Origin of the sequence: Mycolicibacter sp. MU0102 (assembly GCF_963378105.1) — a bacterium.
In the GTDB taxonomy this organism is placed as follows: Bacteria; Actinomycetota; Actinomycetes; order Mycobacteriales; family Mycobacteriaceae; genus Mycobacterium; species Mycobacterium holstebronense.
Genome location: NZ_OY726398.1, coordinates 1,543,766 through 1,557,839, shown reverse-complemented (window position 1 = coordinate 1,557,839; position 14,074 = coordinate 1,543,766). Strand labels below are relative to the sequence as shown.

Annotated in this window: 11 protein-coding genes; 1 reads left to right on the top strand and 10 read right to left on the bottom strand. The window is 67.0% G+C overall.

Annotated elements, in window-relative coordinates; all coding sequences use genetic code 11:
• Positions 1–3: 3 nt before the first annotated feature.
• The 10 genes from RCP37_RS07290 to clpX form a co-directional block, all read right to left on the bottom strand.
• A complete protein-coding gene (locus RCP37_RS07290; RefSeq protein WP_308486248.1) occupies positions 4–354 on the bottom strand; it encodes a DUF4233 domain-containing protein in 351 nt (116 codons plus the stop codon).
• Positions 351–1,766, bottom strand: coding sequence for a bifunctional tetrahydrofolate synthase/dihydrofolate synthase (folC, locus tag RCP37_RS07285; RefSeq protein WP_308486247.1), 1,416 nt, complete (start codon positions 1,764–1,766; stop codon positions 351–353). The genes RCP37_RS07290 and folC overlap by 4 nt, the downstream gene beginning before the upstream one ends.
• Positions 1,763–4,402 carry a valine--tRNA ligase gene (locus RCP37_RS07280; protein ID WP_308486246.1) on the bottom strand — a complete coding sequence of 880 codons (2,640 nt, stop codon included), beginning with the start codon at positions 4,400–4,402 and terminating at the stop codon, positions 1,763–1,765. The genes folC and RCP37_RS07280 overlap by 4 nt, the downstream gene beginning before the upstream one ends.
• Before the next feature lie 108 nt (positions 4,403–4,510).
• Complete coding sequence (locus RCP37_RS07275; RefSeq protein ID WP_308486245.1) at positions 4,511–5,104, bottom strand: DUF937 domain-containing protein; 594 nt, start codon at positions 5,102–5,104, stop codon at positions 4,511–4,513.
• Positions 5,105–5,200: 96 nt separating this feature from the next.
• The gene (locus RCP37_RS07270) at positions 5,201–6,457 is read right to left on the bottom strand and encodes a saccharopine dehydrogenase family protein (RefSeq protein ID WP_308486244.1); all 1,257 of its coding nucleotides are present in this window, start codon (positions 6,455–6,457) and stop codon (positions 5,201–5,203) included.
• Positions 6,458–6,551: 94 nt separating this feature from the next.
• On the bottom strand, positions 6,552–6,875 hold the full coding sequence (locus tag RCP37_RS07265) for a transglycosylase family protein (protein WP_308486243.1): 324 nt from the start codon (positions 6,873–6,875) through the stop codon (positions 6,552–6,554).
• 838 nt (positions 6,876–7,713) lie between these two features.
• The gene (mobA, locus tag RCP37_RS07260) at positions 7,714–8,286 is read right to left on the bottom strand and encodes a molybdenum cofactor guanylyltransferase (RefSeq protein ID WP_308486242.1); all 573 of its coding nucleotides are present in this window, start codon (positions 8,284–8,286) and stop codon (positions 7,714–7,716) included.
• Between the two features lie 4 nt (positions 8,287–8,290).
• A complete protein-coding gene (locus tag RCP37_RS07255) occupies positions 8,291–9,376 on the bottom strand; it encodes a 2-oxoacid:ferredoxin oxidoreductase subunit beta (protein WP_308486241.1) in 1,086 nt (361 codons plus the stop codon).
• Positions 9,373–11,328: a 2-oxoacid:acceptor oxidoreductase subunit alpha gene (locus tag RCP37_RS07250; RefSeq protein ID WP_373693161.1), complete on the bottom strand. Its 1,956-nt coding sequence runs from the start codon at positions 11,326–11,328 to the stop codon at positions 9,373–9,375. The genes RCP37_RS07255 and RCP37_RS07250 overlap by 4 nt, the downstream gene beginning before the upstream one ends.
• Positions 11,329–11,600: 272 nt before the next feature.
• Positions 11,601–12,884 (bottom strand): ATP-dependent Clp protease ATP-binding subunit ClpX, encoded by a 1,284-nt coding sequence (gene clpX / locus RCP37_RS07245; protein WP_067974620.1) that lies wholly within the window; start codon positions 12,882–12,884, stop codon positions 11,601–11,603.
• Between the two features lie 266 nt (positions 12,885–13,150).
• Here clpX and mmuM point away from each other — a divergent pair, with 266 nt between their 5' ends.
• Positions 13,151–14,068, top strand: a complete 918-nt coding sequence (gene mmuM / locus RCP37_RS07240; RefSeq protein ID WP_308486240.1) for a homocysteine S-methyltransferase — start codon at positions 13,151–13,153, stop codon at positions 14,066–14,068.
• The last annotated feature ends 6 nt before the right edge of the window (positions 14,069–14,074 follow it).

Sequence of the window (14,074 nt, the reverse complement as noted above, 5' to 3'; positions counted from 1 at the left end):
CCGTCACGAGCGTCGCAACACCACGGCACGGAAATAGGCGATCAGTGCCCACGCCGCGGTGAACACCAGGCCCATGATGCCCACGCCCGGGTAAATCAAGAACCCCGCCACCAGCACCGGCTGGAGCGCCAGATTGGCCCAGATCGCCCAGCTGCGGCCCTGGATACCGGCGAACAGCAGCAGCACCAGCGCCAGGCCGAGCAGGTATGCCAGCGAGAACGGTGTCAGACCGCCTCCGACGACGCTGACCACCGGCAGAGCCAGCAGCACCGTGATGGCTTCGAGTATCAGCGTCGCGGCCATCACACCGCGAAAACCCCGCCACGGGTCAGGAGCGTCAGTCGGCTCGGTCATGCGGGATCCTTCCCGAACAGGGTGCGAGCGGCACCGGCAGTGACTACCGAGCCGGTGATGACGATCCCGGCCCCGGATGCCTCTCCCTCGGAGTCGTATTCGTCGACCAGCGCCGTAGCGGTTTCGATCGCGTCCTCGAGCGTCTCGGTGGTGACCACTCGGTCGTCACCGAACCACCGCGCTGCTGCCACCGTGAGGGTCTCGACATCCAGCGCGCGCGGAGAACCGTTATGGGTCACCACAATTCGATCGAACGCCGGCTCCAGGGCTGCCAAAATCCCGTCGACGTCTTTGTCCCCGAGCACGCTGAGGACGCCGACCAGATACCGGAAGTCGAAATCCTCGGCCAGGGCTTGGGCCAACACGGCGGCGCCGGCCGGGTTGTGTGCGGCGTCGATGAACACCGTGGGCGAGCTGCGCATCCGTTCCAGTCGGCCGGGGCTGCGTACCGCGGCGAAGCCCGCCTGGACGGTCTCGACATCGAGCTGCCGATCGGCGCCTGCCCCGAAGAACGCCTCCACCGCCGCCAGCGCCAGCACCGCGTTGTGGGCCTGATGCTCGCCGTGCAGCGGCAGAAAAATGTCGGAGTACACCCCGCCCAAGCCCTGCAGTTCCAGCACCTGACCGCCGACCGCGAGTTGGCGACTGCGCACCGCGAACTCCGAGGTCTCCCGCGCCACCGCGGCGTCGGCGCGCACGGACTGCGCCAGCAGCACCTCCATCACCTCGGGTACCTGACGGGCGATCACCGCCACGGTGTCGGCCAGTTCGTTCGACGAGCGGTGAATGATGCCGGCCTTCTCCGCGGCGATGCCGGCGATGTCGTCGCCCAGGTAGTCGACGTGGTCGATGCCGATCGGGGTTATGACGGCGACCGGAGCGTCCACGACGTTGGTGGCGTCCCAGCGACCGCCCATGCCGACTTCCACGATGGCGACGTCGACGGGGGCGTCGGCGAAGGCGGCGAACGCCATCCCGGTGAGCACCTCGAACTTGCTCATGGCCGGTCCCCCGTCTGCCTGCGAGGATGCGTCGACCATTTGCACAAAGGGCTCGATCTCGGCGTAGGTCTCCACATAGCGCGCCGGGCTGATCGGCTGGCCGTCGATCGCGATGCGCTCGACCGCCGACTGCAGATGCGGGCTGGTGGTGCGCCCGGTCCGGCGGCTGAATGCCGTCAGCAGCGCGTCGATCATCCGCACCACCGAGGTCTTGCCGTTAGTGCCGGCGACGTGGATGGACGGATAAGCGCGCTGCGGCGAGCCGAGTAGTTCCAGCAGGGCGTTGATGCGGGTCAGGCTCGGTTCGATCTTGGTCTCGCCCCAACGCTGATCGAGCAGGTGCTCAACCTGCAGCAGCGCCGCGATCTCGTCCGGGGTGGGCTCAGTGGTGCCGATCGGTTGATCGGTCACGCCAGGCCTGCCAGACGCGCGGTGATCCGCTCCACTTCGTCGCGGGCCAGTTGTTGGCGGGCCCGGATCTTCTCCACCACAGCCTCTGGCGCCTTGCCCAGGAATTCGTCGTTGCCCAGCTTTGCCGACGTGGCATCGAGGTCCTTACGCGCAGTGGCCAGGTCCTTTTCCAAGCGGCGGCGTTCGGCGACGACATCGACGGTCCCGGAGGTGTCCAGTTCGACGACAACGGTGCCGCGAGTCAATCGCACCTCGACGGTGGCCGACGGTGCGAAGTCCTCCCCCGGCTCGGTCAGCCAGGCCTGGGAGGCCACCGCTGCCACCTGGGTAGCCAGGTCGGCGTCGTCGATGCCGGTCAGCCGGGCCGAGACCTTCTGCCGGTCGCGGAGACCCTGGTCGCTGCGGAACCGGCGCACCTCGGTCACCAACTTCTGCATGTCGGTGATCCGTTGCGCGGCAACCTCGTCCAAGGCGATGCCCGAGGGGGCCGGCCAGTCCGCGATCACCAGCGACTCAGCGCCGGTGAGCTCCTGCCACAGGGTTTCGGTGACGAACGGGATCACCGGGTGCAACAGCCGCAATAGGTTGTCCAGCACCGCGGCGAGCACGGCCGTGGTGTGCGTCAGCCCCTGCCCCAGCTGGGTCTTGGCCAACTCGACGTACCAGTCGCAGAACTCGTCCCAGGCGAAGTGGTATAGCGCCTCGCAGGCCCGCCCGAACTCGTAGTCCTCGAATGCCGAATCCACTTCGGCACGAACCTCTTCCAAGCGACCCAGGATCCAGCGGTCGGCGTCGGTCAGCTCCTCGACCGCCGGCAGCGGTGCCGGCGAGGCGCCGTTCATCAGCGCGAACCGCGTCGCGTTGAACAGCTTGGTGACGAAGTTGCGCGACGCGCGGGCGTGGTCCTCACCGATCGACAGGTCACTGCCGGGGCCGGCGCCACGGGCCAGGGTGAACCGCAAGGCGTCGGCGCCGAACGTCTCCACCCAGTCCAGCGGGTCGATCCCGTTGCCCTTGGACTTGCTCATTTTGCGGCCGTGTTCGTCGCGGATCAGGCCGTGCAGGAACACATTGCGGAACGGAACCTTGCTTTCGGGCAACGCGGCGTCACCGCCGACGAAGGTGCCGAACATCATCATCCGGGCCACCCAGAAGAACAGGATGTCGTAGCCGGTCACCAAAACGCTTGTCGGATAGAACTTCTCCAGCTCGGGCGTGGCGTCCGGCCAGCCCATCGTGGAGAACGGCCACAACGCCGAGGAGAACCAGGTGTCCAGCACGTCGGGGTCCTGCTCCCAGCCCTCCGGCGGGGTCTCGTCCGGGCCGACACAGACCTTTTCGCCGTTGGGCCCGTGCCAGATCGGGATGCGGTGCCCCCACCACAGCTGCCGGGAGATGCACCAGTCGTGCATGTCATCGACCCAGCCGAACCAGCGCGGCTCCAGACTCTTCGGGTGGATGACGGTGTCGCCGTCTCGGACCGCGTCACCGGCGGCTTTGGCCAGCGAGGACACGTCGACCCACCACTGCATGGACAGCCGCGGTTCGATGACCTCGCCGCTGCGCTCGGAATGCCCGACGCTGTGCAGGTAGGGCCGCTTCTCGGCGACGATGCGGCCCTGCGCGGCCAGCGCCTCGCGCACCGCGACGCGCGCCTCCAAGCGGTCCATCCCGTCGAACTGTGTTCCGGTGCCGGTGATCCGGGCACGTTTATCCAGGATCGTCGGCATGTCCAGCTGGTGGCGCAGACCGATCTCGAAGTCGTTGGGATCGTGGGCGGGGGTGACTTTGACCGCGCCAGTGCCGAATTCGGGGTCGACGTGGGCGTCGGCGACCACGATGATCTGCCGGTCGGAGAACGGGTGCGCCAAGCTGGTCCCAACCAGGTTGCGGTACCGCTCATCGTCGGGGTGCACCGCGATCGCGGTGTCACCGAGCATGGTCTCCAGCCGAGTGGTGGCCACCACGATGTGGGGCTCGGTGTCATCGAGCGAGCCGTACCGGAATGACACCAGCTCGCCCTCGATGTCTTCGTACTTGACCTCGAGGTCGCTGATCGCGGTCTCCAGCACGGGCGACCAGTTGACCAGTCGTTCGGCCTGGTAGATCAGCCCCGCATCGTAGAGCCGCTTGAAGATGGTGCGGACCGCCCGCGACAGGCCGTCATCCATGGTGAAGCGTTCGCGACTCCAGTCCACGCCGTCGCCGAGCCGGCGCATCTGGCCCCCGATGGTGCCGCCGGACTCCCGCTTCCAGTCCCACACCTTCTCGATGAACAGTTCGCGGCCGAAGTCTTCCTTGGTCTTGCCGTCGACGGCGAGCTGGCGTTCGACCACACTCTGGGTGGCGATGCCGGCGTGGTCCATGCCCGGTAGCCACAACACCTCATAGCCCTGCATCCGCTTACGACGGGTCAACACGTCCATCAGGGTGTGGTCGAGGGCGTGCCCCATGTGCAGGCTGCCGGTGACGTTGGGCGGGGGCAGCACGATCGAGTAGCCGGGCTTGTCGCTGGTGGGGTCCGCGGTGAAGTACCCGGCATCCACCCAACGCTGGTAGATCGCGTCCTCGACCGCACCCGGCTCCCACGACTTGGGCAGGTGGTCGGCGTTGGCGGCGTTGGGAGTGTCAGTCACCGGTCAATTCTAGGAATGACGGGAGGGTGATCCCCTACTAGGGAGGTGACACAGGCGAAAAACCCCGGATCAGGACTGATCCGGGGCTTTTCCTGGGACTGCTGTGGGCTACTTCTTGCCGCCGAGCAGGCCGCCGAGGATGTCGCCGATGGCGCCGCCGGTCTTGCCGCCGATCATGTTGCCCAGGATGCTGCCCATCGACTGGTTCTTGGCGGCGCCCCCGCCGGCCATGCCGCCCAGGATGCTGCCCAGGACGTCGCCGAGACCGCCACCACCGGAGGCCTGCTCCTGGGCCGGCTCGGCTTTCTGGCCGCTCAGTTGCTTACCGATGTAGGCGAGCACGATCGGCGCGATGATCGGCAGCAGCTTCTGCAGCAGGTCATTGTTGCCCGCGCCGGCACCCGACAGTGCCGAGGCGACCTGGCTGGTGTCGTTGCCGCCGAAGATGGTGGAGATCACCTGCTGACCTTCGGACTGGCTGGCCCCCAGCGCGTTGTCCAGCAGTCCCTGGGCCGCGAAGGTGGCGGCGGTGTTGACGATGCTGTTGGCCTGGCCCGGGTCTTGGGCGTTCTGACTCAAGCCGCCGACCAGCACCGGCACCAGGGTACGAATGGTGCTGTCCACTTCACCCGAGTCAGCGCCGAGCTGGTTGGCGATGTCCTGGATGGGGATCTGAGCGAAGAGATCGTCGAGGCCGGCCATGAGATTCCACCTTCGTCGCTGGGTGCTGCCAGGGGCAGCGGTCGAAAACGACACTAGCGCAAAGACTCAGTGACCGGCACTGAACAATTGGCCCGATCAGCGCAGCCGGGAAACCTCTAGCGTCACTCCCGCCGCAGGCAGTCTGGCCAGCAACACGTCGCCCATCGCAGCAGCCGGGGTGAGCACGCCGTAGTGGTCGGACAGTGCGTCGCGGTCCAGTGCCAGCGCCAGCGCGCACTCGCCCAGCAGCACCGAGGTGGCCTGGTAGCCGGGGTCCCCGCGCTGCGCCATGTCCGCCCGGTAACGGGCTCCGCTGCTGGTGGTCGTGTAGGTCTCGATGCGGTAGTAGCCGTTCTCACGGCGGCTGCGGCTGGGGCCGGTGCCCGGCTTGGGCAGCACCCGCTCGAGCAATCCGGCCGGCACGAGCCCCAAAAGGTGACCGCCGATCCCGAAGGTCACCTTGCCGATCCCGGTCGCCAGCCCAGACAGCACCGGTGCCGCGGCCGACGAACCGGCGCTCATGTGCTCGGCGTAGCGGAAACGACGCCCGTAGGCCCAGTCCAGCAGTCCGTTGCTACGCCGGACGATGCGGGTGTTGACCGGCGCCATGGCGAAGCCGGCGGTCCAGATTCCGTCCAGTTCCGGCGCGATGTCGCGGCCCCGCCGCCACGACAGGTCCGGCTCGGGGCCCAATCGGGGCTCGGCGGACCGATCCGAGCTGAGCGTGTGGGGATCGTTCAACTGTCGTCGGGCCGCCGGGTCGTTGGCCGCGGCGCTCAGGACCTCGACCATCGAGGCCAGCGTGCCTCCGGAGATCCCGGCGGAGAATCCTCGCACCACGTAGTCGGTGTCGAGCAGCTCACCGGTGCCGTCATCGCGGGCCGCCCGGTACAGGGCATACACGCTCATGTCCGACGGAAGAGAATCGAAGCCGCAGGCGTGCACGATGCGCGCGCCGTTGTCGGCGGCCTGCGTGTGGTGGCGATCGATGCTCTCCCGCACGAACAGTGCCTCGCCGGTCAGGTCGACGTAGTCGGTGCCCGCCGCGGCACAGGCCGCAACCAACGGCATTCCATAACGGGTATAGGGGCCCACGGTAGTGATCACCACCCGGGTGCGGGCCGCCATCGCCTCTAGGGTTGCCGGTTTGTCGGCGTCGGCCACCACGATCGGCCAGTCTTGGGCCAGCGATCCGAGGTGGTCGCGGACCTCGCGCAACCGCTCCGCCGAGCGGCCGGCCAACCCGATCCGGGCGGCGCCGCCGGCGCGGGCCAGGTACTGGGCGGTCAGCTTCCCGGCGAAACCGGTCGCTCCATAGAGGATGATGTCGAGCTCACGAGGCGTGTCAGGCATCCGCCCGACGCTACTCGCCGGCCGGGGCCCGTTTCGACGCCAACGGCGCCGGGCTGCTCGCCCGGCGCCGTCGTCGATAGCGCTAGAGGGATGGTCAGCCGCGACGGCCGCACACCGGCCAGGCACCAATGCCCTGGCTGCGCAGAACGTTCTCGGCGACCCGGATCTGCTCGGCCCGGCTGGCGTTGTGCGGCATCCCGCTGCCACCGTTGGCACGCCAGGTGCCGGCGTTGAACTGCAGTCCGCCGTAGTAACCGTTGCCGGTGTTGATCGACCAGTTGCCGCCCGACTCGCAGGCCGCGATGGCGTCCCAGTTGACGCTGTCCGCCTTGGCGGTGGCGTCGGACAAGGCGACCGCGCCGGTGATCAGGGCGCCGGCGATCGCGGCCATGGTGAGGGGCTTGCGGACGTTCTTCAACTTCGTTCCTTTCGCAGTGCGCGCCGAAGACAAGTGGTCTGCTGTGCCTGGATTCCAGGCGGAAGTGGTCTTCGAGACGTGCCGTCTAGGTCAGGCACGACAGCGGGGGCAGGTGTGCCCACCGGGATGACACCCGGCACCGCGGAGGCGTTTGAGGGGCCGCCCGCGGCCCCGCTCACACGCGGTTCCGTCGATTCAGTTTGTTTGCCTCGCATTAGGGCGAGGGAAACTTACGAAACGTTCATGCGACAAGTCCAACCGCATGACGCGCATATTTCGCGCAGATCACGAAACCATCACACCGCCGCCTCGAATGGTTGCAGCAGGTCAGCCCGGACTTCGAGCGATCTGGCTACGTCACGGCGCAGCTCGAAAACCGTGAGTCAGATCACGGACTTTTTGTGGGCTGGACCACTGCAAATGATGCGATTTGGGGACCGCTCACCGCTGACTTCGGCAAGAATCGGGTGCTACACAGGCCACAACAGCATCATCTGCCCCACAAATCGCAGGTCAAGGGAGTTAGGCGGGTCAGCGCCCTCCCCGGCACGTGAACAGTCGGTGCTCGCCACAGTCGCGAGTAATTCACCGTTCCCAGCAAACGGCCGTCCCGGGCCACATCGGCGTCCGCCACCCCCAGAGGGGCTACGCCAATTGCTTTGCGCTACAAGGAGTTTCTGCCGCCCGGCGCCGGCGCGCGAGGTGCAACCGAATCGCCGATTCGTCCGGTTGCCAATATTTTCCGTATCTCGCGCAGATAATACGAAGATTTATTTCCCTTTTTTGCCGAACGAATATTGCTTTATTTCCGGCTAGGGACCGTATTTGCTGCTAGGCCTCAGGACAGGCCGGCGAGATCGTCTGGCGAATTGAGATTGGCCAGCGGGGACGCGTCGGCGAGCACGATCCGCCTGACGTCGACCACGTCGATTAACGCGCCCACCCGACGTTCGCCGGAGGCGACCAAGGCATCGACGGTGTCGGCGAGGGCGGTGCGATACAGCCCGGCCAGGTAGTGGTCGCGATCAGCGTGCGGGAGCACGACGTCGGCCGCGGGAGAAGTCAGCGCGTCGATCAAATCCGGTGTCAGAAAAGGCATGTCGACCGCGCAGACGAAGGCGTGTGGGGCACCGGCCTGGGCCGCTGCGTGCAACCCCAGCGCGATAGCGGGCAACGGACCCAGCCCGGGCACTTCGTCGCGCAGCACCTGCGCAGCAAGATCGGGCAACGCCTGGCCCTGAGCGGCCACCACGAAGACGGGATCGCAGCGCTGCGCCAGCACCGAGACCTGGTGTTCCACCAGGGTCAGACCGGCGAACCTACCCGGCACGGTCAGCGTGGCCTTATCGCGGCCCATCCGGCGCGATGCGCCGCCGGCCAGCACGACACCGGCCAACCGACCGGCAATCATGGCGTCAGTCGACAGTCCAGGTGTCGCGACCACGCAGCAGCGCCTGGAGTGCGGCGGTGTCGTTGGCGGTCGACTGTCGGGCCTCGGCGACCTGCGCGCGGGCCAGGTCGTCGTAGGTGGGCTTGCTGACCTTGCGGAAGATTCCCATCGGGAAGTGCGACAGGTCCTGCTCCGAGAGCCGCGACAGCGCGAAGGCGTACGAGGAGTCGGCCTGGGTGGCGTCGTGCACCACGATCTGCTCGGCCGCGACGTCGGCGGTCTTGGCGACCTCGAGCCCGAAACCGGACTTGATGACGCAGTACTCCCCCTCGGCGCCGAACACGATGCGCTCGCCGTGCCGGACATTGATGATGCGGCTCTCCGCACCTTCCTTGCGCAGCAGGTCGAAGGAGCCGTCGTTGAACACCGGGCAGTCCTGCAGGATCTCCACCAGCGCCGAGCCGCGGTGCTCCATCGCACCTTGCAGGACCTCGGTGAGGCCCTTGCGGTCGGAGTCCAGGGCACGCCCAACGAAGGTCGCCTCGGCGCCGAGGGCCAGCGAGATCGGGTTGAACGGGTTGTCCAAGGAACCGTAGGGCGTCGACTTGGTGACCTTGCCGGTCTCCGACGTCGGCGAGTACTGGCCCTTGGTCAGGCCGTAGATCCGGTTGTTGAACAGCAGGATGGTGATGTTGACGTTGCGTCGCAGCGTGTGGATCAGGTGGTTGCCGCCGATCGACAGCGCGTCGCCGTCACCGGTGATCAGGAACACCTTCAGGTCTTCGCGCGCGGTCGCCAGCCCGGTGGCGAACGTCGGGCCACGGCCGTGGATCGAGTGCACGCCGTAGGTGTTCATGTAGTACGGGAAGCGGCTCGAGCAGCCGATCCCGCTGACGAACACCACGTTCTCCCGCCGCACCCCCAGCTCGGGCAGGAAGTTGCGGACGGAGTTGAGGATGGCGTAGTCGCCACATCCCGGGCACCAGCGCACCTCCTGGTCGGAGGTGAAGTCCTTGGACTTCTGCGGCTCGTCGGTGGTGGGAATTCCGCTCAGCGCGGTCAGTCCCAGATCGGTTCCGACGAGCGAGCCGACAGCTTCGGTGGTGGTCATGAATTCGCTCCTGCTGTACCCGCAATGGTGACCGCCGCGGCCCTGGCCAGCGACGCCTTCTCGTTCTCCCGGTCGGCCAGCGTGCCGGCCAGCGCGTCGTCGATGATCCCCTCGACCTCGTCGGCCAGGAACGCCTGGCCGGTCACCTTGGTCACCGACTGGATGTCGACCAGGTAGCGGCCGCGCAGCAGCAGCGCCAACTGGCCCAGGTTCATCTCCGGCAGCACCACCTTGGGGTAGCGCCGCAGCACCTCACCCAGGTTGGCCGGCAGCGGGTTGAGGTTGCGCAGGTGCGCCTGTGCAACCTTGACGCCGCCACGCCGGACCCGCCTGCAGGCCTCGGCGATCGGGCCGTAGGAACTGCCCCAGCCCAGCATCAGCAGCTCGGCGTCCCCGGACGGGTCGTCGACGACCAGGTCGGGAACCTCGATGCCGTCGATCTTGGCCTGACGCAGCCGAACCATCAGGTCGTGGTTGGCCGGCTCGTAGGAGATCGCCCCGGAGCCGTTGGCCTTTTCCAGGCCACCGATCCGGTGCTCCAGGCCCGGGGTGCCGGGAATGGCGAACTGCCGAGCCAGGGTCTCCGGGTCGCGCGCGTACGGCGCGAAGTCCTCGCCGGCCTTGGCCAGGTTCTGGTCGATGGGCGCCATCGCGGCGACATCCGGGATACGCCACGGCTCCGAACCGTTGGCGATCGCGCCGTCGGAGAGCAGCACTACCGGGGTGCGGTAGGTCACCGCGATCCGGACGGCCTCGATGGCCGCGTCGAAGCAGTCCGAGGGCGTGCACGGCGCCAGAACCGCGACCGGCGACTCGCCGTTGCGTCCGTAGAGCGCCTGCATCAGGTCGGCCTGCTCGGTCTTGGTGGGCAGGCCGGTGGACGGGCCGCCGCGCTGGACATTGATCAGCAGCAACGGCAGCTCGGTCATCACGGCCAAGCCCAGCGCCTCGGCCTTGAGCGCCAAGCCGGGACCGGAGGTGCTGGTGACACCCAGCGCGCCGCCGTAGGAGGCGCCGATCGCCGCACCGATGCCGGCGATCTCGTCTTCGGCCTGGAAAGTCAGCACGTTGAAGTTCTTGTACTTCGACAGCTCGTGCAGGATGTCCGACGCCGGGGTGATCGGGTAGGTGCCCAGCACCACCTGGGTGTTGGCCAGCTGGCCGGCGACGATCACGCCGTAGGCCATTGCGGTGTTGCCCGAGATCTGGCGGTACTCGCCCGCCGGCAGCTTGGCCGGGGCGATCTCGTAGGTGGTGCCGAACGCCTCGGTGGTCTCGCCGTAGTTCCAGCCCGCCTTCAGCGCCAGGACGTTGGCGTCGGCCACGTCGGGCTTCTTGGCGAACTTCTCCTTGATGAAGCGCTCGCTGCTCTCCAGCTCCCGGCCGTACATCCAGGACAGCAGGCCGAGGGCGAACATGTTCTTGGCCCGGGCGCCGTCCTTCTTGGTCGCGCCGATCGCCTCGACCGCACCCAAGGTCAGGGAGGTCATCGCGACCGGGACCACGACGTAGTCCGAGAGTTCCTCGGTCTCCAGCGGGTTGGTCTCGTAGCCGATCTTGGCCAGGTTGCGCTTGGTGAACTCGTCGGAGTTGACGATCACCATCCCGCCGCGCGGCAGGTCGCCGATGTTGGCCTTCAGCGCCGCCGGGTTCATCGCCACCAACACGTCGGGGCGGTCACCAGCGGTGAGGATGTCGAAGTCGGCGATCTGGATCTGGAACGACGACACACCGGGCAGGGTGCCCTGAGGTGCGCGGATCTCGGCCGGGTAGTTCGGCTGGGTGGCCAGGTCGTTGCCGAACAGGGCCGCCTCAGAGGTGAAGCGATCGCCGGTGAGCTGCATGCCGTCGCCGGAGTCACCGGCAAAACGGATGACGACCTTCTCGAGTTTTTGGCGACCGGGTGCCGACCCGACTCCGTTACCACTCGGCCCCACGGCCCCGCCTTCCATCACTGTCCACCCGGGCCCGCGCAGCACGGCTGGCGCACCCACAAGTTTTTCTGTCACTGGCAGTACCGATTATTGCACCGCTCTTATAGACCATACGACGCCACACCGTGTCGAAATTTGGGTTACTCAGTGTTAAATGTCGATGTCACACCCGGGTTCGTGGTCAACTTGAGCCGGAAATGTGGTTTTCATCACGTTCACCCGCGCGCCAACTCTAAGAGAAGTTCGGTACTGGCGAGTAACTTTGCGCGGCGACGAGCGCCGCCCCCGGATCAGGCGCTCTTGTCGCGACGCTCGCCGCGGGATGCCTTGCGCGGCACGATGGTCGGCAACACGTTGTCCTGCACCGTTTCCTTGGTCACGACGACCTTGGCGACGTCGTTGCGGCTCGGGATGTCGTACATGACCGGCAGCAGGACTTCTTCCATGATCGCCCGCAGACCGCGCGCACCGGTGCCACGGTGGATCGCCTGATCGGCGATGGCCTCCAGCGCGTCCTGGCTGAACTCCAGCTCCACCCCGTCCATCTCGAACAGCCGGCTGTACTGCTTGACGAGCGCGTTCTTGGGCTCCGACAGGATCTTGACCAACGACTCCATGTCCAGGTTGGTCACCGAGGCCACCACCGGCAACCGGCCGATGAACTCGGGGATCAGACCGAACTTGATCAGGTCCTCGGGCATGACCTCAGCGAAGTGGTCGGTGGTGTCGATCTCGGCCTTGGACCGGACTTCGGCGCCGAATCCCAAGCCTCGCTTGCCAACCCGGTCCGAGACGATCTTCTCCAGTCCGGCGAAAGCACCAGCAACAATGAACAGCACATTGGTGGTGTCGATCTGGATGAATTCCTGGTGCGGGTGCTTGCGGCCGCCCTGCGGCGGAACCGAGGCCTGGGTGCCCTCCAGGATCTTCAGCAGCGCCTGCTGCACGCCCTCACCGGAGACGTCGCGGGTGATCGAGGGGTTTTCGCTCTTGCGGGCGATCTTGTCGACCTCGTCGATGTAGACGATGCCGGTCTCGGCGCGCTTGACGTCGTAGTCGGCCGCTTGAATCAGCTTGAGCAGAATGTTCTCGACGTCCTCACCCACGTAACCCGCTTCGGTCAGCGCGGTAGCGTCGGCGATCGCGAACGGCACGTTGAGCATCTTGGCCAGCGTCTGGGCCAGGTAGGTCTTGCCACAGCCGGTGGGCCCGAGCATCAAGATGTTGGACTTGGTCAGCTCAACCGGCTCACCGGAGCGGGAGTCCCGGCTCTTCTCGCCGGCCTGGATCCGCTTGTAGTGGTTGTAAACAGCCACCGCCAGCGTGCGCTTGGCCGTGTCCTGGCCGATGACGTAGCCCTCCAGGAACTCCCGGATCTCAGCGGGCTTGGGCAGCTCATCGAGCTTCACGTCGTCGGCGTCGGCCAACTCCTCTTCGATGATTTCGTTGCACAGGTCGATGCACTCATCGCAGATGTAGACGCCCGGTCCAGCAATGAGCTTCTTGACCTGCTTCTGGCTCTTGCCGCAGAACGAACACTTCAGCAGGTCCCCGCCGTCTCCAATGCGCGCCATAGTGCGTTAGGACCTACTTCCTGTTCGCCGTCTGTCGTCGGGGTGCCGGTGTCTGCTCCGACGCTACCCGTTCAGTCCGATGCGAGGCGACCGATAAGGCCGAATCGCGTCGTTGGTATTCATCACGGGCTCCGTCTGCCTGCTCCACGAACATATAGCCCAAGGCGCCGCAGCCGGCGTGTGACGCGCTGGCGCGGCGTGAGCGTTTCGGGGGCGTTACCCGGCTGTGAGACGGGCGGAGCCTTTCCAGCTCTAGAGTGGCAAACGTGGGGTTCGCCGTGCCCGACGATACCGTGCTCGTCGCCGATGGGGGGCTGGCGACGGAACTGGAAGCCCGCGGGGCAGACCTGGCCGATCCGCTGTGGTCTGCCCGGTTGCTCATTGAGGCACCCCAGGACATTGCGGCCGTGCACGCGGCCTTCTTCGCCGCCGGCGCGCAGATCGCGACCACCGCCAGCTACCAGGCAAGCTTCGAGGGGTTCGCTGCCCGCGGAATCGACCGCCAGGCAGCCGCCGGGCTGTTGCGGCGCAGCGTGGACCTGGCCCGTCAGGCCGCCGGCGGCGGGAGGAAACGCTGGGTTGCGGCCTCGGTCGGCCCGTACGGCGCCGCGCGCGCCGATGGGTCGGAATACCGCGGCCGGTACGGACTTTCGGTCGCACAGCTGTCGGCGTGGCACCGGTCCCGGTTGGAGATCCTGGCCGGCGCCGGCGCCGATCTGCTCGCGTTGGAGACCGTGCCGGACCTCGATGAGGCGGCGGCACTGGTGGATCTGGTCCAGGAGGCGAATGTGCCGGCCTGGCTCAGTTACACGATCGACGGCGCGGAAACCCGTGCCGGACAGCCCCTCACGGAGGCGTTCGCGGTGGCTGCCGGGGTACCGCAGATCGTCGCGGTGGGAGTCAACTGCTGCGCCCCGGGCGACGTCCTGCCGGCGATCGAGATCGCCCGCGAAGTCACCGGCAAGCCGGTGATCGTCTACCCCAACAGCGGTGAGCGCTGGGACTCCGGAGGCTGGGCCGGGCCGGCGCGATTCTCCCCCGCGCTGGTGCCGCAGTGGGTGGCCGCCGGAGCCCGCATCGTGGGCGGTTGCTGCCGGGTCAGCCCGGCCGATATCACCGCGCTGGCGGCCGCATTACGCCGAACGTGCACTCAGCGCGAAAATCCTTCCGGAAATTCGCGCTGAGTGCAC